The sequence below is a fragment of the Nocardioides sp. genome (genome assembly GCF_014360585.1).
GTDB lineage: Bacteria > Actinomycetota > Actinomycetes > Propionibacteriales > Nocardioidaceae > Nocardioides.
In genome coordinates this window covers 17596-43856 of record NZ_JACIXG010000022.1, presented here as the reverse complement: position 1 = coordinate 43856, position 26261 = coordinate 17596, and the positions used below count along the sequence as shown (strand labels likewise).

Here is a 26261-nt window from a genome sequence, read left to right as displayed (position 1 = left end):
TCTTTGACATATAATGAGGCGTATGAACGAGACCGTTGACCAGCTCCTTGCCGGGCCGCCCTTGGGCGCGTCCGAGGCAGAGCTGGTCGACTGGATCAGTCGTCTCGAAGAGGTCAAATGTGTCGCTGAGGCCGTGCAGGCAGAAGCGGCGGTACGCCTCGAGGAAGCCACCCGGGCACGGCAGGCCGAGGCTGGGGTTCCGGCCCGGAAGCTGGGTGAAGGCGTCGCGTCCCAGGTGGCGTTGGCGCGACGGGTCTCACCCGCCAAGGGTGCCAAGCTGCTCGGTCTGGCGAAGATCCTTGTTGCGGAGATGCCGCACACGTTCGGGTTGATGAAGGCCGGCCTGTTCTCGCAGTGGCAGGCCACCATCCTTGCCCGCGAGACCGCGTGTCTCTCATTGGAGGATCGGCGCGTCATCGACTACCAGCTCTGCGCCCTCGGCCCCGATGGTGAACAGCCGGCTGTGGTGGCGATGGGGCTGCGGCAGCTCGAGAACGCAGCCAAGAAGCTCGCGGTCACCCTGGATCAGGAATCTGTCGTCGCGCGGGCAGCGAACGCGGAGAAAGACCGTCGGGTCAGCGTCCGTCCGGCACCGGACACGATGACCTGGCTCGGTGCCTTGCTGCCGGTCAAGGATGGTGTCGCGGTGTTCGCGGCACTGGACCAGGCAGCCAAGGCTGCGCAGGCGGCTGGAGACGAGCGAACCCGTGGCCAGGTCATGGCCGACACCCTCGTCGACCGCGTCACCGGACGCACCGCAGACGGCACGACGCCTCGGGTCGAGGTGAAGATCGTGATGACCGCCGACGCTTTCGCCAACGACGCCGATCAGCCCGCGATGGTCGAGGGCTACGGACCCGTCCCCGCTATCTGGGCGCGCGAGGCACTCGCCGACGCCGAGGTCTTCGTCCGCAGGCTGTACACCGACCCCGCCGGGCAGCTCGTCGCGATGGAGTCCCGCTCCCGCAAAGCCCCCGACGGACTCGCCGAGTTCATCAACACGCGCGATGGCGGCATCTGCCGCACCAACGGCTGCGATGCGCCGATCAGGAACGTCGACCACGCCGAGCGTTACGCCGACGGCGGCAAGACCAGCGCCGCGAACCTCCAAGGGCTCTGCGAAAGATGCAACCAAGCAAAAGAGGCCCTCGGCTGGCAGGCCAGACCAGGACCCGACGGCAGCATCATCACCATCACACCCACCGGCCACACCTACCTCAGCCCACCACCCGACACCTGGCGACCAGACCCACCGCCACTGTCCCAAGCCGAGTTCGTGCTGCGCGATCTGCTCCTCGACCACGACCTCGCGGCCTGAGAGTCGCTCTCCCAGAACGTTCTTCGGATCGGTGCTTGACCTTGACCCTGCGTCAGGGCTGCACGCTTCTTTCACGGCCCCGAACCGGAAGCCGAACGAGAACACCGATCAAAGGAGCGCACGACATGAACAACCTGCTGACCCGCATCATCGGCGACAAGAAGGACTGGAAGCGCATGGAGGCCCGCGCCGCCCAGCTCCCCGCGGACTACCGGACTGTCTACGGCGAGATGAAGAGCTACATGTGGCGCTTCACCGCCGGCGACGGGATGGACATCGTCGACATCCTCCGCGACGTCCTCGACCTCTTCGAGACCGAAGCCGCTGCCGGACGGCCGGTCGTCGAGGTCACCGGGACCGACCTGGCGGCCTTCTGCGACGCCCGGCTGCCCGAGCAGCCTGACACCTACCGCAACAAGCTTCGCGCCAACCTCAACGAGGTCGCACGGAAGCTGTCGTGACTCAGGAGAGGTCGAAGAAGGCGTACTGGGCGACCTTGTGCGGGAGCTGGACGACTGGTCCGAGGGTGAAGCCGTAGCCGACGAGCCGGACGATGGATGCTTCGTTCGAGGCGTCTGGCTCGACGACTACCCGGCGAGCACCGTGCTTGGCGACGACGGTCTCGAAGAAGAAGTCGATGACGGTCTTCGTCTGGCCCTTCCGGGCCGGGGAGTCGGCCAGGAAGAGGTGCATACCCAGGTCGCCGGGGCGGCGGTCGTAGAAGGTGCCGAGCTCGTCTACCTCGGGGTCCCAGGTCTGGAACAGGGCGACCGGATCGCCGTCGATCTCGACGATGTACGCGGCGAGGTGCGGCTGCTCCTGCAGCCAGGTGTAGATCTCCTCGATCTCCTCACGCGGCTTCTCGGCCATGCCCCAGAACCGGGCCCGATCGTCTTGCAGCCAGCCGCACAGCAGGTCGATGTCGGCCGACGGCGCCAGGTCGCGGATGGTCAAAGCTGGGGTTGTCAGAGCCATGTCTTCTCCTCGGTGAGCAGGGACCAGTCGGTGACGACGCGGACAGCGCCTCCGTGGGCCCAGGCATCGTGCTGGTCGGTGTGGTGGGGGCTGTCGGGGGATCCGCTGGCACCGAGAGGTACGACCCATCGGCTGTTGTCGCGGTCGGCCAGGTCCCAGGCGTAGCGGGCCACCGAGCCCCGGACGGTCACGGCGGCGCCTGGGATCCAGGCGTTGCAACGGACGGTGTCGGTGTCTCCGGGAAGTGGCGTTGCGGGCGCAGTCCGGGTGTGCGGGAGCTCGAACTGCTCCAGCGCGTGCAGCGGCCAGAACCGGTGGCTCTCGGGCCAGGATGCCGCCTCGCGACCGGCCCCGAGCACGGCCTTCGCCGCCTCCGCGACCAGCTCGCGCGGATCGAGCCCGAACGGGTTCTCAGCGGCCAGGATGACGTGCAGCGCGCCGGCCACCCGCGCCGGCAGGCTGAACCAGGGCTCGTAGAGAGGTCCGTGCTCCGACGGCTCCCGCAGCGGCGCGAGGACCGGCGCCGCACAGATCCGGTCGACGACCTCGGCACGCAGTGCGGCGTACCAGGCGGCGCCCGCCGAGCCGTCCATCGCACCGTCCCACTCGGCCAGCGCCGGCGGCCGGAGGTCGGCCGGGACCAGCGCCAGCAGCTGCTCCCCTGCGGTCTGGGTGGTGTCGGCGAGCACCGCCACCGCCTGCTCCGCGTCGAGCGGGCCGGCGTCGTCGAGCAGCTGTCCGATCCGGTGTGCCCGGAAGGGCGGCGCGAAGCCGGTCGCGAGCACGTCGAACTCCGGCATGCACCGGTCGTTGGCCGTCACCACGGCACCGGCGGCCGACGCCGTACGACGCGGCAGCGGGTCGACCCAGCCGGCCCACTCCCCTGCCGCGTCACGCCGCGGCACCCGGCCGCCGACCGTGTGGACGACGGCGCCGGTCACGTCCGCGATCACCCAGTTGTTGACCGGCTCGACCCAGTGGGCGACCGCGGCCTCCACGTCGGCGACCGAGCGGGACCGCAGCAGCGGCAGCAGCGCCCCGAAGCCGAGGTCGCCGAGCTCGTGGCCCGGCGAACGCAGCACCTGGCCCCAGCCCTCGTCAGGTCCGCCGAGGACGACCGGCCCGCGGTCGGTCTCCAGCACCTCGACCTCGACGGGCTCCTGGGCGCGGACGAGCACCGTCTCGACGGTACGCCGCACCACGCCACGGTCCGAGGGCAGATCGACATGGACGAGATCCTGGTAGTCGGCCATCGCGTTGGTGATCCCCCACGCGACCTGGCCGGCGTGCGCGAAGTGCTGGACACCGGGCACACCGGGGAAGGTCATCCCGACCACGTCGAAGGTGTCGTCGGGATCGGTGCACGCCAACCGAACCTGGAGGTAGACGTTGGGGGCCTCGAAGACCCGGTGCGGATCACCGGCGACGAGCGGAAGCCCGGACCGCGTGCGGCCGCCACCCACTGCGTACGCGTTGGATCCTCCGGACAGACCCTCGGTGCGGAACAGCTCGGCGTCGGCTCCCAGCACCCGGGCCGCCCGGGCACCGAAGAGCTTCGAGGGGTACGACCCGAACAGGATCTGCTGCACCCAGAAGACCGCCAGCGGCGTCCACGGCTGCCAGGTCCCCGGCGCCGGGCCGAGCCCATCGGGCCCGTCGAGCTCCGCACACGTCGCCCCGTACAACCCCGCGTGCACCCCGTCGACATACGCCGTCAGGAACCCCTGCGTCTCCTCGTCGAGCCGCTCGAACGCCTCCCGAGCCACCGCCGCCAGCCGGGCACGGCGGGAGAAGGTGTCCCACTCCAGCCCGGCCGGACCGAGCAGCTCGGCGGTGCGGCCCTCCGCGCGCAGCCGCTCGATCTCCAGCTGCCAGGCCCGGTCCCGCGCGGTGGCCCAGCCCTGCAGCCGGGCCACCTCGGTCAGCGAGGCACCGCGTACGTGCGGGATGCCCCACTCGTCCCTCGAGAGACTCATGCGATCGGGTTGGCCAGCGTGCCGGCGAACATGAGCGACTCGGCCTGGTCGGTGATGTCGACCATCTGCAGCGTGTTGCGCAGCTGGAGCCGGTTGAGGCACGAGTGACGGAACCGCGGGCGGAGGAAGTCGTAGCGTGCGGCCGCGTCGGCCAGCTCCGGATGGTCGGCGGCATGGTCGACGATGCAGGCTCGCGCCTCGGCCCAGAACTCGGTCTCCGGCAGCACGCCCTCATCATCGAGGATGGCGGCGACGTAGCGCAGCACTCCGTCGAAGATGTCGGTGTGGACCGCCAGCGCCTTGACGTCGTCGGGGAAATCGCCGCGGATCCGGGAGACCTCCTCGGGCAGCGGCAGGTCGCCCATCACCGCCACCTCCTCGCCGATGTCCTTCATGAACATCCGCACCGGGACGTGGTCGCGCAGCACCATCACCAGGTTCTCGCCGTGCGGCATGAAGGCCAGGTCGTACGCCAGCAGGCAGTGCACCAGCGGGCGCAGGTACGCGTCGAGGTAGCTGCGGACCCACTCGCGGGCCGGCAGCCCGGAGGCATGAACCAGCTCGGCCGCGTACGAAGCGCCGGCGGCGTCGCGATGGAGCAGCGCCGCCATCGTCGCGCACCGCTCGCCCTCGGCCAGCCGCGGCACGGGCGACTCCCGCCACAGCGCCGCGATCATCTTCCGGTAGGGCGAGGGGCTCGGCAGGGCATGGAAGACGTCGCCGGTCCAGCCGATCGAGGCGAGCTCACGCAGCACCCCGAAGCCGCGCTCCTTCAGCTCCGCGTCGCCCTCGACCAGGTCGGCGACCCAGTCGTTGATGACCGGGGTCGCGGCCATGTAGGCCGGCGAGAGCCCCCGCATGAACCCCATGTTCTGGATCGACAGCGCGGTCTTGACGTAGTGCCGCTCCGGCCGGCTGGTGTTGAAGTACGTCCGGATCGACTGCTGCGGGCGGTGGACGTCCTCCCCCTCGCCGACCAGCACCAGCCGACGGGCGGCGACGTCGGCCGCAAAGGTGACCGCCAGCTTGTGGCGCCACTGCCACGGGTGGACGGGCAGGTAGCGGAAATCGTTCGGGTCGAGCCCGAGCCCACGCAGCCTCGCCGCGAACCGGGCCAGCGTCGCCTCGCCGAGCTCGGCCTCGTAGAGCTCCTGCTCGCCCTGTCCACGGCCCAGGGCCAGGTGGGACTGGTCGCGCGACACGGCCACCCACAGCAGGCTCAGGTCGTTGCTCGTCTCCGGCGCCCAGCGGGCGTGGTCGTCGATATCGAAGCCGATCCGGCCGTTGTTGGCGACGAAGGCGGGGTGGCCCTCGCTCATCGCGCCCTCGACGCTCTGGTGGTCGGCGTCGACCAGGTCGGCGGCGGTCAGCGTCTGGTGCTCGAGCTTCCAGCAGGACGAGGCGATGGTGGCCGCCAGCTCCTCCAGGTAGGTCGGCAGCAGCTTCTCGGGGATGCCCAGCTCGGGGGCGAACTCGGCGACGAACACCTGGGCATCGACGTCGGCCTCGGCATCAGCCGTCCGCCGCACGATCGAGGCGGGGTCCACCACCCAGTGGTCCAGCAGGAAGCGGCGCGCAGAGAAGGAGTAGGTCGAGGACGGCCCGCTCAGCTCCCAGCCCTCATCGGTGGCGACCGGGGCGATCAGCCGCTCGTGGCTGAACTCCGCGATCGCCTTCGCGACCAGATGCCGGTGGGCGATGCGCAGGTTCTCAGGACGCAGGTGGGCGGCGGCGTACATCTCTCGGGTGCAGACCGAGAACATCGCGGTCTTCTCGCCGATCCTGATCTGGCGCAGCTCGACGAAGCCGGCCTCGGTGTTCTTGCGGCGGATCGCCTCGTTGCGTACGTCCGGCTCGACCACCACGCGACGGACCCCCGGATCGGCGAAGCAGTGCCGCATGACCGCTCGGAAGACGCGGGTCGTGAAGCCTGAGACCGGCTCGCCGGAGGCCGGCGCGACGAGGACGTGCATGCCCAGGTCTCCGGAAGCCAGATCGGGCAGGCCGACGATGCCGCCGAGCTCGCTGCGGGCGGGGTCGTAGGTCTCGACCAGGAACGCGGGCACGCCGTCGACCCGGCCGAGCCAGGCGTCGTGGTGCGGGTGCCGGTCGATGCGTGCGTACTCGCCGGCGACGTCCTCCAGCGAGGCGTCCAGCATCATCCAGTACGCCGAGCGCGGGTGGGTCACCCACGAGTGGACGGTCGCGAGGTGGGTCTCGATCTCGAGCGGTTCGATCGTGATCCTCATCGGGTCTCCTCCGTAGGCTGAATCTTGAACCGGTCTGGCACGCCGAACTCCTGGAACGCGACGCGCTTCTCGACCGGGTACGGCTCGCGGCCGAGGATGGCGGCGAGGATCACCGAGCTGCGGTAGGCACCCATGCCGAGGTCGGGAGCGACGAAGCCGTGGGTGTGCTCCTCGCCGTTCTGCACCCAGACCTCGCGGTCGGCGTGGTCGACGGAGAAGGTCGAGCTGGCGGCGTAGCGGCCCTGCTCGTCCAGGCGGAGCCGGTCGCGGACGGGCTCGAGGAAGGCCGGGATACCGGCGCGATAGCCGGTGGCGAGGACGAGCGCCTCGGTGTCCATCTCGTAGTCCTCCTCCTGCTCCACATGGCGCAGCGCGAGGTGATAGCCCTCGTCCGTGCGGGTCACGCCGCGCACCTCGGTGTTGGTCAGCAGCGTGGTCCCGGCGACGCCGCCACCTCCCTGGCCGACCGAGCGGGTGTAGAGCGCCTCGTGGATCGCGTCGACGGTGTCGCCCGAGATGCCCTTGTAGAGGCTCTGCTGCGACCTCAGCAACCGGTCGCGCTTGTCGGCGGGCAGCGCCTGGAAGTAGGCGGAGTACTCCGGGGAGGTCAGCTCGAGGGTGAGCTTGGTGTACTCCATCGAGAAGAACCGCGGGCTGCGGGTCAGCCAGGCCAGCTGGTAGTCGTGGTCGGGCTGGTCGGTCAGCAGGTCGAGGTAGACCTCGGCGGCCGACTGGCCGCTGCCGACCACGGTGATGCTGCGCCGGGTGACGAGCTCGTGCTTGCGGGCCAGGTACTCGGCGCTGTGCAGCGCCGGCCCGTCCTCCGCCACCGCCGACGCGGCGCACTCGGGCACACGCGGGCTCGTGCCTGTCCCGAGCACCAGCCGCCTGGTCAGATGCCTCTCGCCGGTGGCGGTCGTGACGACGTACGTCTCCCCGTCGTGCTCGACGGAGGTGACCTGCTGCCCGAACCTGACGGAGTCGAGACGCTCGGCGACCCACTGGCAGTACTGGTTGTACTCACGCCGGTGGGGCAGGAAGCTCTCCCGGATGTAGAACGGGTAGATCCGGCCGCTCTGCTTGAGGAAGTTGAGGAAGCTGAAGCGCGAGGTCGGGTCGGCCATCGTCACCAGGTCGGCCATGAACGGCACCTGCAAGGTGGCGTCGTCGAGCATCATGCCGGGGTGCCAGTCGAACCGGTCGCGGCCCTCGAGGAAGAGGCAGTCGAGCTCGCTGATCGGGTCGGCGAGGGCGGCCAGGCCGAGGTTGAACGGGCCGAGCCCGATGCCGATCAGGTCGTGGACGCGGGCTGTTTCAGAGAACACGGTGGTGGGTGCGGTCATCGGGCGACCTCCGGAATGACGGGGCCGAGAGAGAGACCCAGCGCACGGACCTGCTCGATGAGCTCGAGCACGTCCTGCACGGAGGCCTTCGGATTGAGCAGAGTGAGCTTGAGGAACTGGCGGCCGTCGACCTTGGTCGCGGCGACGACACCGCGGCCACCGCTCCACATCTCGGCGCGGATCCGGCGGTTGAGGTCGCCGAGTGCCTCCTCGTCCAGGTGAGGATCGCGGTAGCGGAAGACGACGGTGGAGAGCTGGGAGGGCGCGACGACCTCGATGTCGGGCTGCGCATCCAGGATGTCGTAGACCTCGCGCGCCAGGTCGATCACGGACTCGAGGTAGCCGCCGATCTGGTCGGCGCCCATGGTGCGCAGCGTCAGCCACAGCTTGAGCGCGTCGAAGCGGCGGGTGGTCTGCAGCGACTTGTCGACCTGGTTGGGGCTCGTAGACTCCCGCGGGTTGAGGTAGTCGGCGTACCAGGAGGCGTGCTGCATCGTCGCCAGGTCGCGCACCAGGAGGGCACTGGAGGAGACCGGCTGGAACCAGGTCTTGTGGTAGTCGATCGTGATCGAGCTCGACCTCTCGATGCCGTCGAGCAGGTGCCGGTACCTCGGCGAGGCGAGCAGCCCACCGCCGTACGCCGCGTCGACGTGGAACCAGACGTTGAAGTCCTGACAGGCGTCGGCGATCGCGTGCAGCGGGTCGATGACACCGAAGTCGGTGGTGCCCGCGGTGGCCACGACGGCCGCGGGGACGAGACCGTCGACGACGCAGTCGTCGAGCGCGGCCCGGAGGGCGACGACGTCCATCCGGCGGTCGGCGTCGGTCGGGATGGCGATCGCGGCCGCGTCGCCCATGCCGAGCAGGCGCGCCGACTTCGCGATGGAGAAATGGCTGTCCTCGGAGGTCAGGAAGCGCAGCCGGTCCAGAGGTACGCCGCGGCGCTCCGCCTCACCGCGGGCCAGGAGCAGCGCCTGCAGGTTGGACTGGCTGCCGCCGCTGGTGAAGATGCCGTCGCGGGTCGCCTCGGGGTAGCCCGCACGGGCCGCGGTCCAGTCGATGAGACGGCGTTCCATGAACGTCCCGCCCACCGACTGGTCGAAGGTGTCCATCGACGTGTTGACCGCCGCGATCAGCAGCTCACCGACGAGGGAGGGGATGACGACCGGGCAGTTGAGGTGAGCCGCATACGACGGGTCGTGGAACCAGACGGCGTCCTCGAGCCAGAGCCGGCTGACCTCGGCCAACGCGGCGCCGCTGTCCAGAAGGGGATCGTCGAGATCGACCTCGGCGACCGGCTTGGCGGCCAGCTCGGCCGAGATTCCGGTGGTGGGGCCCTCGAGCGTGGCGAGCTGGTCCACGAGCAGCCTGATCGCTTCGGTGATGCCGCTGGTGTACTCACGAGCATTGTCGGGGTGGAACAGATGCTCCAAGTGCAGTGCGCTCACTGGTCTCCTTCATCGCGGGGTGATTAGGTTAGGCAAGCCTAAGTGAGGTTACCCTAAACGCACCGCCGCCAGATGAGCGGGTCAAAGAGAGGACGATCACACCCGTGCACCACTCCCCCACGCAGGCCCGTCGAGTGCTCGCCGGCTTCGCCTTCGCCTCCCTCGGCAACGGCCTCACCCTGCCCTTCCTCTACGTCTACCTGGCTCAGGTGCAGGACCTCGGGTCATCGACCGCAGGCTGGATGTTCGCCTGGATGGGACTGGTCGGGCTTGCCGCCGCCCCCGGGGTCGGAGCGCTCCTCGACCGCTTCGGACCGCGTACGGTGCTGCTCGGCGCGCTAATCATCGAGGCCGCCGCCATCGGCTCCCTCGGATTCGTCGACGGCACCGTGCCGACCATGGCGGTGCTCGCCGGCGTGGTGGTGGGCGCCTCTCCCCTCTGGCCCGGCACCACGACCCTGCTGGCCGGGATGGTCTCCGCCGAGGGCCGCGAGCGTGCGTACGGCTTCGCCTTCCTGGGGCTGAACGTGGGCATCGGCGTGGGTGGCCTGGTCAGTGCGTTCCTCGTCGACGTCGACCGCCCCGAGACCTTCCAGGTGCTCTACCTGTGCGACGCGCTCGCCTACCTGGCCTATGCCGCGGTCCTGGCACTCCTCGTCCGCTCCCCCGCCGGGGCCGGGGACGGCGCGGCTCAGGAAGAGACCGGCGGGACCTGGGGCGAGGTGCTGCGAGACCGTCGCGCGGTGGCGCTGGTCGGCTGCGGCGTGCTCGCGGTGACCTTCGGCTACGGACAGCTCGAGGCCGGCGCGACCGCCTACGCCGTGGAGGTGGCCGGGGTGCCGGCGACCGCTCTCGGCTGGGCCTTCGCCGCGAACGCCGCCGTGATCGTCTGCGGGCAGGTGATCCTGCTGCGGCTCACCTCCGGCTGGCGGCGTACGTCCGCGCTGGCCTGCGCTGTCCTGACCTGGTCGCTGGCCTGGACCGTGCTGGCCGCCGCGGACCTGATGCCGACAGCCGGCGCGATCGCCGCGGTCGTGGTCGGCCTCGCGATCTTCGGCCTCGGCGAGACGCTGTGGGCGCCGATCGTGACCGGTCTGGCGAACACCATCGCCCCCGACCACCTGCGCGGCCGCTACAACGCCTCCCTCGGCCTCACCCTGACCCTCGGCCAGATCCTCGGCCCCGCGCTGGCCGGCACCCTCATCGGCAGCGGACTCGGCCACCTGTGGGCGTTCGTCGTGATCGGCGGCACCCTCACCGCGGGCCTGGTGCTGACCCGGCTCCGGTTCCTGCTCACCGCGGCGGAGGACCGCGCCGCCCCGCAGGCCGAGACTATCCGCGAACCGGTCGACGTGGCCGCCGAGTAGGCGACCACGTCGATCAGGCGGCTCAGATCAGGCGGCTCAGATCAACTGGAGAACGGAACCGCCTTCGCGGCGTCGGTGTGCCAGTTGGTGCCGATCGGCTGGTCGACCTCCGCCGTGCTCGGCAGCTTCAGGGACACGGGATCCATGTCGCCCTCGTGCGCGGAGACGACGATCTCCTCGAACTGCACGCCACCCTCCTGCGGTCCGCTGTGCGGGTTCACCCCGGCGTACGCCTTGGTCGAGCCCGTCATCGTGATCGGCTCGCCCTCCGCCTGCTCGCTGGGCTTCACGTCGCCGGAGAGGCCCGAGCCGAAGCCGGCCTCGACCGTCCTGCCCTCCAGGGTGCAGGTCACGCCGGGCTTGGCGCTCGCCGTGATCAGGTAGTAGCCACCCGCCTGGGACTCCTCGGAGACGGTGAAGGACAGGTCGCCGGTGGCGCACGCACCGCCGGACCCAGCGGCCTCCTCGGTCTGTTCGCTGGTCGGCTCGCTGGTCGGCTCCGCCGACGGGCTCGGACTGCTCTGCTCACCCCCGTCGCCGGCGGTCTCGGAGGAGCACGCCGACGCGGCGAGCGAGATGGTGGCGGTGGCGAGGACGAGCGGCGCGAGACGGCACCGGATACGGAAGGGCACCTGCTGAATCTATACGGACCGAGCCGCGTCCTTTACGTAGCCGAGCCGCCCGCGCGTGGCGAGGATGACGACCGCCGCTCCGATCCCCGCGGCGAGCAGCAGCGCGAGTTGGAACTCGTCGGCGTCGACGCCGGGGAAGAGCTCGGTCGAGGCCACCGACGCGTAGTTGTTGACGCTGGTGTGCAGGAGCATCGCCAGCGGCAGGCTCGCCCCGGTGCGGTTGAAGACCCAGGTCATCACGATGCCGAAGGTGACGCAGAAGGCCGTGAAGACGAGCGGGGCGTACCAGCTCACCTCCGGCCCGGCCCAGTCGGTCAGGAAGAGCGGCATGTGCCACAGCGCCCAGATCGGCCCGAGCACGAAGGCGGAGCCGAGCGGTCCGACCTTGCGCTGCAGCCGGGGCAGGGCGAAGTCGCGCCAGCCCGGCTCCTCGGCGAGTCCCGTGGTGATCATCTGCAGGATGAGACCGGGGACGTACGCCACCAGCACGAGCAGCCACGCCTGCGACGGCGCCGCCATCTGCCCGCCGGTGACCTGGGTCGCGACGATGATCGCGGCCGGGACACCGAGCAGGATGCCGGCGTACCAGTGCCAGCTCGCCCGCCAGCGCCACATCCCGGCGACCCAGGCACGCAGGCCGGCCCGGCCGCCGACGATCCCGGTGACCAGGGCGGCGCTGCCGATCGGGCCGAGGTAGGCACCCGGGAGCATCCCCAGGAGCTGGCCGCCGATCATGCCGCCGGGGAAGGTGAGGTCCCAGACGCCCAGGCCGCTGTTGGAGAGGATGTACGGAGTCCAGGCCAGCCAGCTCGCCGCGAGGGCGAGCACGAAGAAGGTGGAGAGCTGGTGGCGGCGTATGAATGCTCGTAGGCCCTGATCCGGTTCGGTCATCGGCTGGGTCGCTGGTTGGGTCGCTGGTTGGGTCGTGCTCATGGTCGTTCCTTTCGGCGGGGTCGCTTTCCTGGTGGACCTGAACCTATGAACGGGAGCGAACCCGTCGCGCCTGGCAAAAGAGCGAACCTGCGCACTTGCATCTAAAGATGCTGGTGGACGGGACCGGTTGCGGAAAGGATGATGACGTGAGCGACGACGAGACGACCCCGATGGTGCCGCGACTGATGCCTCCTGTCGTGGTCTGGCTCCTCACCACGGCGCTGCTGGTGGCCTCGCCCGGTCTCGACTCCGCCGACGCCGAGATCGGCGGGAGTCCCGCGCTCGGCAGCGGCGGCTGGTGGGTCGCGCTGGTGGTGCTCACCGCTCAGGCGGTGGTGCTCCTCGCGCGGCGCTCGCGGCCGTTGGCGGTGCTGCTGGTCGTGGCCGTCGCCTCGGTCGTGCTCGCGGTCAACGGCGCGGGCGACGCCACCAGCCTCGCCTCGGCGGCCGTGCTGGTCGCGGTGTGGTCGGCGGTGACCTCGATGTCGCTCCCCCGCCGGGCCAAGGCACTCGCCGGGGCGCTGACCGGTGCCGGCCTGCTGGTCGCGCTCGGCACCTGCCTGAGCCAGACGAGCATCGGGCTGCCGGTCGGCACCGCGGTCCTCGCCGGTCTCGCCCAGGGTGCGGGCGTGATCGTCGCTCCCGCGCTGCTCGCCGCCACCGTGCATGCCCGTCGTGACGCGAGGTCTGCCCGGACCGACCTCGCGGACGCCGTCGAGCGCGAGCAGTCGGCCCAGATCGCCGCGGCGATCGCGCAGGAACGTACGGCGATGGCCCGCGAGCTCCACGACATCGCGGCCCACCATCTGACCGGCATCGCGGTGATGACCGGCGCGGTCGAGCGGCAGATCGACACCGACCCGGCGGGCGCGAAGGAGTCGGTGCGCCAGGTCCGCACCCAGAGCACCGCGATGCTGCGCGAGCTGCGTGGCCTGGTCACTCTGCTGCGGAGTCCGGGGCAGACCGAGGAGGCGAGCGGGCAGGAGCGCCTGTCCCAGCTGGCCTCGCTCGTCGACGAGGCCCGTCGGGCCGGGCTCGAGGTGACTCTCTCCACCCTGGGTGCCGCCGCCGTCACCGACAGCGTCGGGCCGCTCGCCCAGCTCTCCGCCTATCGCACCGTGCAGGAGTGCCTCGCCAACGCCGTGCGGCACGCGCCGGGTGCCCGGTGCGAGGTGGTCCTGGACGCCCGGGATCCGGCTGCGGTGGTGGTGACGGTGCGCAACGGGCCGCCGCCCGTGGCCCCCGTCGCGATGCCGCGTCGGCGCGGCCTGGGCCTGGTCGGCATGCAGGAGCGTGCCGACCTCACCGACTCGACCCTCGAGGCCGGACCGACCGCCGAGGGCGGCTGGCAGACGCGGCTGCGGATCCCCGCCACCGCGGCCGCGGAGGTGGCCGGATGATCCGGGTCATGGTCGCCGACGACCAGCCGCTGGTGCGTGCCGGGCTGCGTACGCTGCTGGAGACCGAGCCCGACATCGAGGTCGTCGCGGTGGCCGAGGACGGCGCTGCCGCGGTCGAGCAGGCGCTCGCGCTGCGTCCCGACATGGTCTGCATGGACATCCGCATGCCCGGCCGCGACGGCATCAGCGCCACCCGCGAGCTCTGCGGTCCCGAGGTCACCGACCCGATCCCGGTGCTCGTCCTGACCACCTTCGACATCGACGACTACGTCTTCGGCGCCCTCGAGGCCGGCGCCTCCGGCTTCCTCCTCAAGGACGCCGAACCCGACGCCATCGTCGCCGCGGTCCGCTCCGTCGCCGCCGGCCACGGCACCCTCGACACCTCGCTCACCCGACGGGTTCTTCGCGAGGTCGTCACCCGCAGACGTACGCAGCCGGTGACCGCGGCGCGCGCCAACGAGGTCCTCACCACCCGCGAGCTCGACATCCTGCTCCACCTCGCCGAGGGCATGTCCAACGAGGAGATCGCCCAGTCGCTCTTCCTCGAGGTCTCCACGGTCAAGTCCCACCTCGCCCGGATGATGCCCAAGCTCGGCGTCAAGTCCCGCCTCCAGGCCGCCGTGTGGGCCTATCAGTCGGGACTCGTCGAGCACTGAAGCGCTGGACCTGTGACCGTGGCCGATCAGATCAGGCCGGTCTCCTGCGCGACGTGGATGGCCCGGGAGCGGCTGTCGACGTCGAGCTTGGTGAAGATGTGCGCGAGGTGGCTCTTCACGGTGGCCTCGGTGACGAAGAGCGTGCGCGCGATCTCCTTGTTGGTCGCACCCCTGGCGAGGTGCCGCAGCACCTCGATCTCGCGATCGGTGAGCTTCGGCAGCGGGCTGCGCATGCCCTTGAGCACCCGGGTGGCCAGGTCCGGGGCGAGGACCATGTCGCCGGCGGCGGCACGGCGGATGCCCTCGACGATGACCTCGGGGTCGACGTCCTTGAGCAGATAGCCGGCGGCACCCGCCTCGATCGCACCGAGCACCTCGGCGTCGCGGTCGAAGGTGGTCAGGATCAGCACGACCGGCGCCGGATCGAGGGCGCGCAGCTCGATCGTGGTCCGGATGCCGTCGATCCCGCTTCCGAGGCGCAGGTCGCACAGCACGACGTCGGGGTGAAGATGACCGGCGAGGGTGATCGCCTGTTCGCCGGTGGCGGCCTCCCCGACGACCACCAGGGCGTCGCCTGCCTCGATCACTGCACGCAGGCCGCTGCGTACGACCGGGTGGTCGTCGACGAGGAGCACGGTGGTCGTCATGGCTTCTCCCCATGGATCGGCAGGTGGGCCGAGACCGCGGTGCCTTCCCCGGGCGTGCTCTCGACGTCGAGGCCACCACCGAGCTCCCGGAGGCGCGCCCGCATGAAGCGTAGGCCGTAGCTGGATGATCCGGCGCCGGCGTCCCGTTCCCAGGCGGCGACGTCGAAGCCGGCACCGTCGTCGCTGATGTCCAGGCGCACGGAGTCGTGGTCGTCGGTCAGCGTGACGACGGCCTGGGTCGCACCAGCGTGGAGACGTACGTTGGCGAGCGCTGACTGCGCGGTGCGGAGCAGCGCCACCTCGACCTCGGTCCGCAGCAGCGGGAGCGTGTCGTCGACATGGAGCTCGACGTGCAGCCCGGCCTCCTCGTGCGTGCGGTCGAGCATGCGTCGAAGCGCCGAGGCGAGGGCGGCGTCCTCGAGCTCGGCCGGCGCCAGGGCCTCGACGATCCGGCGTACGTCCGCGAGACTGTCGCCCGCCAGCGCCTCGACCTGCGCGAACGTGCGCGACGACTCCGGATCCGTGGTGCGGTTGCCACCGGCGTGGGTGAGCAGCCGGATCGAGGAGAGCGCCTGCGCGATGGTGTCGTGGATGTCTCGCGAGATCCGGGTGCGCTCGGCGATCGCTCCGGAGTGCCGCTGGGCGAGCAGGAGCTCGTCCTGCAGCTCGGCCATCTCCTGCTGGGCCTCCCGCAGCGAGGCGACCAGCCGTTCGCGCTCGGCGGCGTCGCTGAGGAGCTGCAGGTATCCGCGCGAGATGCCGAACGCGAAGACGCCGCCGATGAGCGGTCCGAAGACATCCGCGTAGCTGGTCGTGCCCCGGTGCAGGATCGGAGCGAGGACCACCGCCATGAGGATCGCCGCCGAGAAGACCAGGCCCCAGCGCAGTGGCAGAAGGTGGCCGGCGAGCAGCCACAGCAGGAACGCGAGCCAGACGAACTCGTCCGAGACCGCGACCGCGGCGACCCAGATCAGCGCGAAGCCGAGCAGCCACCACACCGGGAGACGCCGCGAGTCTGTCTTGACCGGCAGGACCGTGCCGGCGGTGTGCCAGCCGAGGATCGCCAGCCCCGAGACGATCGCGACCGGAAACGCCACCCCGTCGCCGATCGCTCTGCTGACACCGATCGCCGTCAGCACGACCGCGATGACGTGCTGCCCGACCTCCATCGCCCACACCGTCGAGGCGGCGGGGGCCTGCTGCGAGGCGCCGGGCCGCCGCCTCAGCGGCACGCGTACGACATTCATGTGCTCGATTCTCCCCCGGTCCGCAGTCGTCCCGGCCACCAGATGCGGTCGCCCACCAGGGCGAAGATCGCCGGCACGATCACCGTACGCACCACCAGCGTGTCGACGACGACGCCCACACCGACGATCAGGCCCAGCTGCCCCAGGGTGACGAGCGGGAGCACACCGAGCGCGGCGAACACAGCAGCCAGCACGATCCCTGCGCTGGTGATCACGCTGCCGGTGTGGGCGACCGCCTCGACCATGCCTGCCCGGGTGCCCAGCCTCGTCGCGTCCGCGCGGGCCCGGTGGACGAGGAAGATCGTGTAGTCGATCCCCAGCGCGACCAGGAACAGGAATGCCAGGATCGGCACCTGCAGGTCGAGCGCCTGCCGGTCGAAGACGAGCCGGCTCAGCCAGGCACCGGCTCCGATCGCGGCGACCGCGCTGGCGAGGTTCACCAGGAGCAGCACAGCCGGAGCGACCAGCGAACGCAGCAGCACGAGGAGCACCAGGAAGCTCACCGCGAGCACCAGCGGGGCGACCACCAGCAGGTCACGCTCGCCTCCTTCGCGCGCGTCCAGCTCGGTCGCGACCGCACCGCCGACCATGGCGTCCGCGCCCGCAATCGGATGGACGGCGTCGCGGAGCTCGGTGATCTGGTCGAGGCTCTGCTCGGTCCCGGGCGAGTAGGCGCTGGTCACCGCGACCTTCGTGAGGGAGCCGTCGTCCGTCGTCCCGGCCGGGCGGGCACGCACCACGCCCTCGATCTCTCCCACGGCGGCGATCACCTCATCGGTCGCCGGGGTGTCGGCGATGACGTATACCGGCTGGGCCTCCCCCGGCGGGAAGTGAGCCGACACCTTCTCCAGACCGGCAGCCGACTCGGACTGCACCCGGAACTTCTCGACCTGGTCGAGCCCGACCGAGGTGCCGAACAGCCCCGTGGCCATCACCGCGAGCAGCGCGAGCCCGCCGAGCAGGCTGATCGCCGGACGCTTCGCGACCCGGGATGCGGCCCCACGCCACGTACGTCCCTGGCCCCGGGCCTCACCAGGACGAGGGATGAACGGCCAGAACAGCCTGCGACCGCACACCGCGAGGAACGGCGGCAGCACGAACAGCACCGCCGTGACAGCGATCAGGAGACCGATCGCAGCCGGGATCCCCAGCCCACGGGTCATCGGGATCGTGGCGAAGACGAGGGCCAGCAGAGCGAGCACCACGGTCACGTTCGAGGCGACCACCGCCGGCGCCGTCTTCCGCCAGGCCCGGCTCAGCGCCGCTCGGTCGTCGTCGGTCTCTCCCAGCTCCTCCCGGTAGCGGGAGATCAGCAGGAGCGCGTAGTTCGTGCCCGCGCCGAACACGAGAACGCTGATGATGCCCGCGTCGAACTCGAGGTTCCACAGCGCCCCGGCGGCAGCGGTGACTCGAGCGGCCAGTCCGTCGGCGAGCGCGACCACGATCAGCGGGACCAGCCACAGCACCGGCGAGCGGTAGGTGATGATCAGCAGCACCGCCACGATCAGGACCGTCACCAGCAGCAGGGTGACGTCGGCGCCCTCGAACGCGGCGGCCAGGTCGGCTCCGAACGCCGGCCCGCCCGTCACTTGCAGGGTGAGCCCGTCCGGGGCCGACGCCGCGATGTCGGTACGCAGCGCCTTGATCACCCCTGCCGTCTCGGTGGCGTCGACGCCGACCGTGATCGGAGCAGCCAGGACCGCCGCTCTCCCGTCCTCGCTGACCATCGGCGCGGTGGCACCGGTCCCGCCGATCACCGGGACGAGCCCGGCAAGGTCCTCGAGGTCTGCCTCGGAGAGCTCGCCGCCGTCTTCTCGCGAAGCCACGACGAGCGCCGACTGACGATCCTCGTCCGGGAACTCCTCCAGGAGGCCGCTCACCTGCGTCGACTCCGAGCCCACCGGCGCCTGCCCGGACTGGTTCTGCGCCTCGACGCCACCGAGGAGCCCGAAGAGCGAGCCCATCACCATCACCGCGAGTCCGAGCGCAAGCCACGCTCCACGCCGCGAGGTCAACCTGTCTGCGAGATGCGGGCGAGCAGTCGAGCGCGCCCGGACCAGAGAATCTGCCATGCCTGAAACTCCACCAGTCGCGGCGTCTCAGATCATCGCGAGCAAGAATGAATCAGGTATCAGCCAAATGGCTGATGCCGCTGGGTCACCCCTTCGGCGCGATCACGACGCGGCTGACGACCGGCAGGTGGTCGGAGGCGACGGGATCGGTCAGGACGACCTCAGCGGTGACCGGGCGCACGCCATCGGTGACATAGAGGTTGTCGATGCGGCCGCGCGGGGCCTCGGCGGGGTAGGTGAACCCGTCCCCGCGGCCGGCGACCTCCCACGCGTCGTCGAACGCCGCGGTCAGCGTAGCGATCTCAGGAGCGTCCGGGTAGGCGTTGAAGTCGCCGACCACGACCGCCGGGTCCTCGTCGACGAGGTCGACGATCTCGGCGGCCTGACGGCTCCGGATGGCCTGCGAGCTGTGCTCCAGGTGGGTCGAGTAGAAGTCGAGCCGCTGGCCGCGTACGTCGATGGTCGCGTGGAGCAGCCCGCGCTGCTCCTTGCCGTCCGCGTTGTGGAGACGGGTGTTCTCGCTCGCCACGATCGGGTAGCGGGAGAGCACGGCGGTGCCGTACTGGCTGCGTTCGGTCTGCCCGGCGGGCGGCGGGGAGTCGATGTTCGCGCCGTACGCCGAGTGCCAGCCCAGCAGCTCCGCCAGCGCCGCCGGCTGGTCGACCCAGCCGCTGCGTGCGGAGTAGTGCCGGTCGACCTCCTGCAGCCCGACCACGTCGGCCCCGCTGGCCTCGATGACGTCCGCGATCCGCTGGAGGTCGAGCACGCCGTCGGTGCCCTGGGCGTGATGGATGTTGAACGTCATCACGTCGACGACCCGAGCCCCCTTCGCGTCATCGGCGGCGGCCGGTGCGGGCACCGCCCACAACAGGGAACCCAGGAGTAGAAACGCTGACAGCAGACGGTGTGACATGGGGGAACTCACTCTCCGATAGAGGCCGAAGCCCGTACGCTACGGCCGCGACCGGTCACCTCGACGGCACGGAGACGAACGCCCCGAGAACTTCAGGTCACCCGTCCCGCTGGCGGGCGCAGGCCGATCTCGGTGAGTCGTCGGCCCCGCCGCCGGAGCAGGTCCTGGAACGCGGCCGCGAGCGTCGACGGCCGACGGTCGAGCCAGCAGGCGCCGATGTGCCGCACCGCCTCCGGGTTCGTCAGCGACACCTCGACGCAGCCGGTGGCGCCGTGCGGGTCGCGGGGCGCCAGGCTCACGCCGAGGCCGGCCGAGACGAGCCCGCGGAGGGTGGCGAGGTCGTCGCCCTCGAAGCCGATGGTCGGCGTGACCCCGCTGGCCTGGGCGAGATCCTCGAGCAGCGTACGCATCCCATAACCGCGCTTCATGCAGATGAACGTCTCCTCGGCGGCCTCCTCGAAGCTCACCCGGGCTCGTGTCGACAGGCGGTGGCCGGTCGGCACGACCAGGACGAGGGGCTCGGTGTGCAGCCGCCACTGGCGCATGCCGGATGCCTCTTCGAGCGGCGAGATCAGTGCGATCTCGGCCGTGCCGTCGGCGACAGCCGCCAGGCACCGCGGACGCGAGGTCTGGATCAGGTCGACGGAAGCACCTGGGTGCTCCTGGAGGAACGCCCTGACCAGCGCCGGCACGACCCGCTCGCCGAGCGTGCTCTGGAAAGCGAGGGCGATCCGCCCGCGAGCGCCCGACTCCTGGGCCTGCACCGCCTCGATGCCTGCCGTGGCCGCAGCGACCGCCGCCGCTGCGTGCGGGGCGAGAGCCTCGCCGGCCCGAGTGAGCCGCAGGCCCCGACCGTGGCGCTCGACCACGTCGACACCGAGCTCTCTGCCGAGTCGGCCGAGCATGCGGCTCACGGTGGGCTGGGGCATCTGCAGCAGATCGGCGGCAGCGAGCGTCTGCCCCGTCTCTGCCAGCGCAGCGAGAGCCGGGAGCATCGGCAGGACGTTTCGGGCGGTGGCATCCACATTCGACATGCTATGCGAATCTGCATGGTTTGACGGCTACCAATGCATTGGACGCACGGATTCCGAATTCATAGCGTGGCCGAGGTGAGCGGACAGGCAGGGGCCGAGACGGGGCATCGACGGGTGCTGGTCGCGCTCGTCGCGATCGGGATGACGACGTTCGTGCAGCTCTACTACCCGCAGGCGTTGATCCCCGCGATCAGCCGTGACTTCGCGGTCGACGCCTCGCAGGCCGCACTCACCGTCTCGGCGGCAACGATCGGGCTGGCCGTCGCCGCGCTCGGCTGGTCCTGGGTCGCCGACCGGATCGGCCGGGCCCCGGCGATGACGATCGCCGTCGTCACCGCGGCAGTCATCGGACTGGTGGTTCCGTTCGTGCCCTCGTTCCCCGCGCTCGTCCTGCTCCGTGTCGGGCAGGGCATCGCCCTGGGCGGCACCCCGGCTCTCGCCCTCGCCTACTTGAACCAGCAGGTCAGCCGACGCGCCGCCCTGTCAGCCGGGGCGACCTACATCTCCGGGACAGTCCTCGGCGGTGTGGCGGGACGGCTCATCGCCGCGCCGATCGCCGACGTGAGCGACTGGCGCCTCGCCGCACTGGTGGCCGGGGGCGTGAGCGCGCTCTGTGCCGTCGTCGCAGTCGTCGCCCTCCCGCGCGAGCGCCGCGGCCCGGCTACGACCCGGTCACGTCCGACGAGCGTGCGGTCGGGGATGCGCGCCAATCTCACCAACCCGGGCCAGCTGGCGCTCTACGCGCAGGCGTTCCTGCTGATGGGCGCGCAGGTTGCGGTCTTCAACTACCTCGGCTACCGACTCGAGCTGGAGCCGTTCGACCTGCCACCGTCGCTGACCGCCGTGATCTTCCTCGCCGGGCTCGCCGGCGTGGTCTCGGCCCGGCTGGCGGCCACGTTCGCCGGGCGCTTCGGCCGCAGACGCGTACTCCTGGCCTCATCGCTGACGATGGTCACGGGCGCCGCGCTGACGATCCCCGACCGGCTGACCCTGGTGCTGATCGGACTGCTCCTGTTCACCACGGCCTACTTCTGCGCACACTCGATCGCGTCGGGCTGGGTGGGACCGATGGCGACCAGCGGAATCGCGCAGGCCACCTCGCTCTACACGCTGTTCTACTACGCGGGTTCCAGCCTCTTCGGCTGGCTCGGCGGCCTCGCCTTCGCCGCCGGCTGGGCGGGAACCGCGAGCATGGTGATCGTCATCGTCCTGCTCGCGTTCACCGCCGCCCGCACGCTCCTCCCCCACCCCGCCGACGAGGTCGAGGGGCCCACCCCGACCACGACGTACGCCGCCCCTGGCCCTCCCGGGTGAGGCGGCCAAGCGTCAACCTGCGAATGCCGAGCGGCCTTGCATGGCAGAGGTACCGAGGTCGCTCTTGGGGAGCGCCGTCCCCGCGGCGACCGCCTCTGCCCAGGCCTCGGTGCTGGCGACCGCTGCCAAGTTGGACTGCAGGAGCACGAGCAGGGTCTGGTGCAGCTGGTCGGCGGAGACCTTGCCTGCCTCGTTGGCCAGGTGGATGGCACCGGTCGCGTCGGAGAGGATCTCGGCGGCCAGGCCGAGCTCCTCGGCACCGACCGCGGTGGCGATGTCGCAGTTGTTGGTCATGAAGCCGACGATCGTGACGGTGTCGACGCCCTGCTCGGCCAGCCATGCGGCGACGTCGGTGCCCGCGAAGACACTGCTCTTGTCCTTGGTCACGCGCTTCCAGGACGGCTTCAGGCGCCGCTCGATCTCCGGGTGCAGGGTCCAGCTGTGGCTTCCGGTGGCGAAGACCGGAGCGCCCTCGGGCAGCTCGTGCTGGACGACGACCACAGGCAGGTCCTGGCGCTCGGCGACATCCAGCGCGGTCAGGACGTTGGCGAGCGACTGCTCGCGGGACGGGGACTGGATCTGCAGGATCCCGTCGAAGTACTCCTGCTGGACGTCGACGACGATCAGGGCGCGGCGGGGCGTGGTCACGGAGGGTCTCCTCGGTTCGGTGGTGTTGTTGTTCCCCTCCACTCTGGCTCGCCACGAGCGGTTATCGTGAGTGGCACGAATGACACCTTTCGATGAGATTGGGCCAGAATGCGCATCGTCGTACACGCCTTCGACGGCATCACCATGTTCCATCTCGCCACACCACTGATGGTCTTCGGCGAGGTCGGCCGCCTGGGCCTGGCCGACGGCTGGGACCCGGTCGTGTGGACCGAGGACGGCCGCGGCGTACGAACCGCCGAAGGCCTCCGGGTCGATGACGTCTCGGGCCCCGAAGTCGTCGAGGAAGCGGATCTCGTGGTCCTGCCGTCGTGGCCGAGCGACCTCCCGCCGACCGATGCGGCACTCACCGACAGGATCCGCGCCGCGCAGGCGCGAGGCAGTCGCATCGCGGGCCTTTGTCTCGGTGCCTTCCCAGTCGTGGACAGCGGGATCCTCGACGGCAGAGACGTCGTCACCCACTGGGGCGCGGTCGAGGAGCTCGCCCACCGACGCCCGGACGTAACCGTCACCCCGGCAGCGCTCTACCGCGACCATGGCGACGTCCTCACCTCAGCGGGCACGGCATCGGCGATCGACGCCTGCCTGTCGATCGTGCGCTCTCACCTCGGCTCGGCCGCGGCAGCCACCGTCGCCCGCCACCTCGTCGTCGCACCCCATCGCGACGGCGACCAGGCCCAGTACGTCGACCGCCCCATCCCCGAAGCCGGCGGCGTCGGAGACCTCGGACCGACCATCGACTGGGCGCTGGCGCACCTCGACGCGCACCTCTCCGTCGAAGACCTGGCGGGCCACGCCGGGATGAGCCGCCGCAACTTCACCCGACGATTCACAGAGGTCACCGGCACCACTCCCGCGCGGTGGGTCCTGACCCGCCGCCTCGACGAAGCCCGCCGCCTGCTCGAGACGACGACCTCCTCGATCAGCCACATCGCCGACGCGTGCGGCTTCAGCAGCGTCGTGACCTTCCGGCAGAACTTCGCCGCCGCCTTCTCGACGACACCGACTTCGTATCGCCGCAGGTTCGCACCATCCCGGCCATAGACCCGAGAAAACAGTGGTGGACGCAAAGGGACTCGAACCCCTGACATCCTCCTTGTAAGGGAGGCGCTCTACCAACTGAGCTATGCGTCCGAAGCGCCCCAAGAATACGCGATCAGGGGCGGGCCCGAGAAACCGGGCCGTAAATGGAAGTTGAGCCGCTGACGTCTCGGGTCATCAGCGGCTCAACAGTTATAAGACTAGATCCCACCCAGGGCATATGAAAAGCGATGTAACCACCCTGTTAACACAACTTGGATGCTTGGTAAACCATTCGGTCAAACCACAGCGTGGAGCTCCCGCAGGTGCTCGTCGAGGTCGCGGCCGTCGGCGTTGGCGTTGTGCACGGCCCAGCGCAGCACGCCCGACTTGTCGATGATGTAGGAGGAGCGCAGCGGGGCCCCGGTGCGGTCGTTGAAGACGTCGTAGGCCTTGGTCACCTCGCCGTGCGGCCAGAAGTCGGAGAGCACCGGGAAGTTGAGTCGATCGGTGTCGGCGAACTGCCGCATGGCGTACATCGGGTCGCACGAGATCGCCAGGACCTCGGTGTCAAAGGTGACGAACTCGTCGAGCCGGTCGCGCAGCCCGCTCATCTCGCCGGTGCACACGCCGGAGAAGGCGAACGGGAAGAAGAAGATCGCCACCGCCTTCTTGCCGTGGAAGTCCGACAGCGTGATGTCGGCACCGAACTGGTCACGGAGGGTGAAGTCCGGGGCCGGCCCACCGGTCTGAAGTCCACTCACTGCCCTGCCACCCTCTCGCCGTTCGGTCCTGCTGCCTCGTCGTCCCAGGTCGCAAGCTCGCGCCGGAGCACCTTGCCGGTCGCGTTGCGCGGAAGCGCGTCGATCAGGACGATCTCGCGCGGAACCTTGAAGCGAGCCAGATTCTCCTTGACCCAGTCCTTCAGAGTCACATCGACGTCGCCCGCCTCGGTCTCGGCGCCAGGAACCAGCACCACGAACCCGCGCAACCGCTTGCCGAAGTCGGCGTCGTCGACGCCGACACAGGCCGCGTCGGCGACGAGCGGATGCCGCATCAGGCAGTCCTCGACCTCCTGCGGGAAGACGTTCTCGCCACCGGAGACGATCATGTCGTCGTCGCGGCCCTCGACGTAGAGCCGGCCGTCGGGCCCGAACCGGCCGACGTCGCCGGTGGCCATCAGTCCGTCGACGACCTCCTTGCCGCCACCGCTGGTGTAACCCTCGAAGAGGAGCCCGTTGCCGACGAAGATCCGGCCGGCCTCACCGTCGGGCACCGGCGCACCGTCGCCGTCGAGGATCCGCATCTGGGTGCCCCACGGCACCTTGCCGGCCGAGGTCGGCGCCTCGCGCAGGTCGACAGGGTCGGCGATCGAGGCGTAGGAGACCTCGGTCGAGCCGTAGACGTTGTAGAGGCTGTCGCCGAAGCGGTCCATCCACTCCAGCGCCAGGTCGCCGGGCAGCGCCGAGCCGGAGGACGCGACGGCCTTCAGCCTGGAGGCGATCGCCTCCAGGTCGAACGCAGCCAGCTTCTCCTCCGGCAGCGAGAGGATCCGCTGCATCATGACCGGGATGACCACGAACGAGTCGGCCTGGCCCTCCGCGAGGGTCGCCAACGCGTCCTCCGGGTCGAACCGGCGGCGCAGGATCATGGTGGTGCCGAGCAGCTCGGCGAAGAGCAGGTGGGCGATCCCCCAGGTGTGGAAGAGCGGGGCCGCGATGAAGCATCGCCACCCGTCCTTCATGGGCATCCGCGACATCAGCGCGACGGCGGCGTCGATCCCCGCCTCCTGACGCGGCGCCGACTTGGGCGCCCCGGTCGTTCCGGAGGTCAGGATCACGATCCGTCCGTGCCGCTTCGGCGGCGGCACCGGCCGCGCGTCACCGGAGACCAGCGACTCCAACGTCTCCGCCGGGTCGTCGGAGTCCACCCACGCGACCAGCCGCGGAGCCGAGGTCGCCGCGGACAGCAGTCCGGTGAACTCCTCGTCGTGGATGATCAGCGCGGGCTGGTCCCGCTCCAGCACCCCGACGAGCTGCGGTCCGGCGAAGGCGGTGTTGAGGTAGAGCGCGTCGGCGCCCAGCTTCGCGACCGCCAGGGTGGCGTCGACGAACCCACGGTGGTTGCGACACATGATCGCGACCCCGTCGCCCTCCCCGACTCCCCGGGCAGCCAGGGCCCGGGCGATGGCGTTGGAGCGGCGGTCGAGGTCGGCGTAGGTCAGCGACCCGAGCTCGTCGATGACCGCGGTGCGGCGTGGATAACGGCGAGCGAGGCCGATGAACCCACCGGCCGGGCCGGTGCCCCAGCGCGCCAGCGCCAGACCGGTCCGGGCGAGCCCGATCGGGTTGACCGGCCGGACGATGCCGGAGCCGGCCAGGATCTTCGCCGCGGATCCGGCGGTGCGTGCCTTGGCAGCCGTAGTCGAGAACACCGTCGGAAGTCTAGCCACGTGGTGGCGTCGCCTCCGTAGCAAACGAACCACAATACGGACACGGCGTCGCAGTAACCCAGTGGATCGCCCGTCCGCACTCACTCACGCGAGGCCTCTGGCGAGTGTCCGGCGATCCCGAGAATCGCGGACATCACGCAGGGGTCTTCGGCGCCAGCAGACGCGTCGCTGCCCAGTCCTTGCTCACAGATGCGGTGGTGGTCTGGGACAGTCCGGCGATGGGTGCCGCCTCGGCGATGTCGGCCGCGTCGACCGCACCAGGGCGGCCCACCTTCGGCGTCAGCAGCCAGATGACACCGCCGCCGACTAGGTCGGTCAGCGCGTCGACGAGTCCGTCGACGAGGTCGCCGTCATCGACGCGCCACCACAGCAGCACGGCGTCGACCACGTTCCCGTAGTCGCCGTCGACCAGATCTGCGTCGACGGAGTCTTCGATGGCGACCCGAAGCTCGTCATCAGTGTCGTTGTCCCAGCCCAGTTCCTGGATGACCATGCCGGACTTGAGGCCCAGCCGGTCCGCAGGCCCTGTGGCTGCGGTCGAGCTCACGTGTCGTTTCCTCCAAAGCTTGTCGTCCACGCCGCTTGCATGGACTTGGTTG

General features: G+C 70.3%; 23 protein-coding genes and 1 tRNA gene. 7 read left to right on the top strand and 17 right to left on the bottom strand.

Annotated elements, in window-relative coordinates:
- Nucleotides 1-22 precede the first annotated feature (22 nt).
- A complete protein-coding gene (locus H5T77_RS09630; protein ID WP_292648212.1) occupies nt 23-1318 on the top strand; it encodes an HNH endonuclease in 1296 nt (431 codons plus the stop codon).
- A gap of 125 nt (nt 1319-1443) precedes the next feature.
- Nucleotides 1444-1779: a DUF1048 domain-containing protein gene (locus tag H5T77_RS09625; RefSeq protein ID WP_292648209.1), complete on the top strand. Its 336-nt coding sequence runs from the start codon at nt 1444-1446 to the stop codon at nt 1777-1779.
- Nucleotide 1780: 1 nt separating this feature from the next.
- Here H5T77_RS09625 and H5T77_RS09620 read toward each other — a convergent pair whose 3' ends face one another.
- Genes H5T77_RS09620 through H5T77_RS09600 form a run of 5 tightly spaced genes read right to left on the bottom strand, consistent with a single transcriptional unit; the run spans nt 1781 to nt 9309 of the window.
- Nucleotides 1781-2293 (bottom strand): GNAT family N-acetyltransferase, encoded by a 513-nt coding sequence (locus H5T77_RS09620; RefSeq protein WP_292648206.1) that lies wholly within the window; start codon nt 2291-2293, stop codon nt 1781-1783.
- Nucleotides 2284-4269: a penicillin acylase family protein gene (locus H5T77_RS09615; protein ID WP_292648204.1), complete on the bottom strand. Its 1986-nt coding sequence runs from the start codon at nt 4267-4269 to the stop codon at nt 2284-2286. Before H5T77_RS09615 ends, H5T77_RS09620 begins: the two co-directional genes overlap by 10 nt.
- Nucleotides 4266-6518 (bottom strand): GNAT family N-acetyltransferase, encoded by a 2253-nt coding sequence (locus tag H5T77_RS09610; protein WP_292648201.1) that lies wholly within the window; start codon nt 6516-6518, stop codon nt 4266-4268. Before H5T77_RS09610 ends, H5T77_RS09615 begins: the two co-directional genes overlap by 4 nt.
- Complete coding sequence (locus tag H5T77_RS09605; RefSeq protein WP_292648198.1) at nt 6515-7861, bottom strand: lysine N(6)-hydroxylase/L-ornithine N(5)-oxygenase family protein; 1347 nt, start codon at nt 7859-7861, stop codon at nt 6515-6517. Before H5T77_RS09605 ends, H5T77_RS09610 begins: the two co-directional genes overlap by 4 nt.
- Nucleotides 7858-9309 (bottom strand): pyridoxal phosphate-dependent decarboxylase family protein, encoded by a 1452-nt coding sequence (locus H5T77_RS09600; protein WP_292648195.1) that lies wholly within the window; start codon nt 9307-9309, stop codon nt 7858-7860. The genes H5T77_RS09605 and H5T77_RS09600 overlap by 4 nt, the downstream gene beginning before the upstream one ends.
- 104 nt (nt 9310-9413) lie before the next feature.
- On the opposite strand from H5T77_RS09600, the gene H5T77_RS09595 reads away from it, so the two are divergent.
- Nucleotides 9414-10676 carry an MFS transporter gene (locus tag H5T77_RS09595; RefSeq protein WP_292648192.1) on the top strand — a complete coding sequence of 421 codons (1263 nt, stop codon included), beginning with the start codon at nt 9414-9416 and terminating at the stop codon, nt 10674-10676.
- A 41-nt stretch (nt 10677-10717) separates the two neighbouring features.
- On the opposite strand, the gene H5T77_RS09590 is transcribed toward H5T77_RS09595, so the two are convergent.
- The gene (locus H5T77_RS09590) at nt 10718-11308 is read right to left on the bottom strand and encodes a DUF4232 domain-containing protein (protein ID WP_292648191.1); all 591 of its coding nucleotides are present in this window, start codon (nt 11306-11308) and stop codon (nt 10718-10720) included.
- A gap of 9 nt (nt 11309-11317) precedes the next feature.
- The gene (locus H5T77_RS09585; protein WP_292648188.1) at nt 11318-12241 is read right to left on the bottom strand and encodes a CPBP family intramembrane glutamic endopeptidase; all 924 of its coding nucleotides are present in this window, start codon (nt 12239-12241) and stop codon (nt 11318-11320) included.
- A 146-nt stretch (nt 12242-12387) separates the two neighbouring features.
- Between H5T77_RS09585 and H5T77_RS09580 the strand changes: the two genes are divergently transcribed.
- Both H5T77_RS09580 and H5T77_RS09575 read left to right on the top strand, forming a co-directional pair.
- The gene (locus tag H5T77_RS09580; protein ID WP_292648184.1) at nt 12388-13641 is read left to right on the top strand and encodes a sensor histidine kinase; all 1254 of its coding nucleotides are present in this window, start codon (nt 12388-12390) and stop codon (nt 13639-13641) included.
- The gene (locus tag H5T77_RS09575; RefSeq protein ID WP_292648181.1) at nt 13638-14297 is read left to right on the top strand and encodes a response regulator; all 660 of its coding nucleotides are present in this window, start codon (nt 13638-13640) and stop codon (nt 14295-14297) included. The genes H5T77_RS09580 and H5T77_RS09575 overlap by 4 nt, the downstream gene beginning before the upstream one ends.
- 26 nt (nt 14298-14323) lie before the next feature.
- On the opposite strand, the gene H5T77_RS09570 is transcribed toward H5T77_RS09575, so the two are convergent.
- The 5 genes from H5T77_RS09570 to H5T77_RS09550 form a co-directional block, all read right to left on the bottom strand.
- Nucleotides 14324-14944: a response regulator gene (locus tag H5T77_RS09570; RefSeq protein WP_292648178.1), complete on the bottom strand. Its 621-nt coding sequence runs from the start codon at nt 14942-14944 to the stop codon at nt 14324-14326.
- Complete coding sequence (locus tag H5T77_RS09565; protein WP_292648175.1) at nt 14941-16191, bottom strand: sensor histidine kinase; 1251 nt, start codon at nt 16189-16191, stop codon at nt 14941-14943. The genes H5T77_RS09570 and H5T77_RS09565 overlap by 4 nt, the downstream gene beginning before the upstream one ends.
- Complete coding sequence (locus H5T77_RS09560) at nt 16188-18263, bottom strand: MMPL family transporter (protein ID WP_292648172.1); 2076 nt, start codon at nt 18261-18263, stop codon at nt 16188-16190. Before H5T77_RS09560 ends, H5T77_RS09565 begins: the two co-directional genes overlap by 4 nt.
- A gap of 85 nt (nt 18264-18348) precedes the next feature.
- Nucleotides 18349-19176: an endonuclease/exonuclease/phosphatase family protein gene (locus H5T77_RS09555; RefSeq protein WP_292648170.1), complete on the bottom strand. Its 828-nt coding sequence runs from the start codon at nt 19174-19176 to the stop codon at nt 18349-18351.
- A 92-nt stretch (nt 19177-19268) separates the two neighbouring features.
- Nucleotides 19269-20210 carry a LysR family transcriptional regulator gene (locus H5T77_RS09550; RefSeq protein WP_292648168.1) on the bottom strand — a complete coding sequence of 314 codons (942 nt, stop codon included), beginning with the start codon at nt 20208-20210 and terminating at the stop codon, nt 19269-19271.
- 75 nt (nt 20211-20285) lie between these two features.
- On the opposite strand from H5T77_RS09550, the gene H5T77_RS09545 reads away from it, so the two are divergent.
- Complete coding sequence (locus H5T77_RS09545) at nt 20286-21524, top strand: MFS transporter (RefSeq protein WP_292648166.1); 1239 nt, start codon at nt 20286-20288, stop codon at nt 21522-21524.
- Between the two features lie 12 nt (nt 21525-21536).
- On the opposite strand, the gene H5T77_RS09540 is transcribed toward H5T77_RS09545, so the two are convergent.
- On the bottom strand, nt 21537-22172 hold the full coding sequence (locus H5T77_RS09540; RefSeq protein WP_292648164.1) for an isochorismatase family protein: 636 nt from the start codon (nt 22170-22172) through the stop codon (nt 21537-21539).
- 108 nt (nt 22173-22280) lie between these two features.
- On the opposite strand from H5T77_RS09540, the gene H5T77_RS09535 reads away from it, so the two are divergent.
- On the top strand, nt 22281-23234 hold the full coding sequence (locus tag H5T77_RS09535; protein WP_292648162.1) for a GlxA family transcriptional regulator: 954 nt from the start codon (nt 22281-22283) through the stop codon (nt 23232-23234).
- 14 nt (nt 23235-23248) lie between these two features.
- Here H5T77_RS09535 and H5T77_RS09530 read toward each other — a convergent pair.
- The 4 genes from H5T77_RS09530 to H5T77_RS09515 form a co-directional block, all read right to left on the bottom strand.
- Nucleotides 23249-23324 (bottom strand) — tRNA-Val (locus tag H5T77_RS09530).
- Nucleotides 23325-23509: 185 nt separating this feature from the next.
- Nucleotides 23510-23974, bottom strand: coding sequence for a peroxiredoxin (locus tag H5T77_RS09525; RefSeq protein WP_292648159.1), 465 nt, complete (start codon nt 23972-23974; stop codon nt 23510-23512).
- Nucleotides 23971-25644, bottom strand: a complete 1674-nt coding sequence (locus H5T77_RS09520; protein WP_292648157.1) for an AMP-binding protein — start codon at nt 25642-25644, stop codon at nt 23971-23973. The genes H5T77_RS09525 and H5T77_RS09520 overlap by 4 nt, the downstream gene beginning before the upstream one ends.
- A 151-nt stretch (nt 25645-25795) precedes the next feature.
- Nucleotides 25796-26209, bottom strand: coding sequence for a DUF3052 domain-containing protein (locus H5T77_RS09515; protein WP_179658858.1), 414 nt, complete (start codon nt 26207-26209; stop codon nt 25796-25798).
- Nucleotides 26210-26261 lie beyond the last annotated feature (52 nt).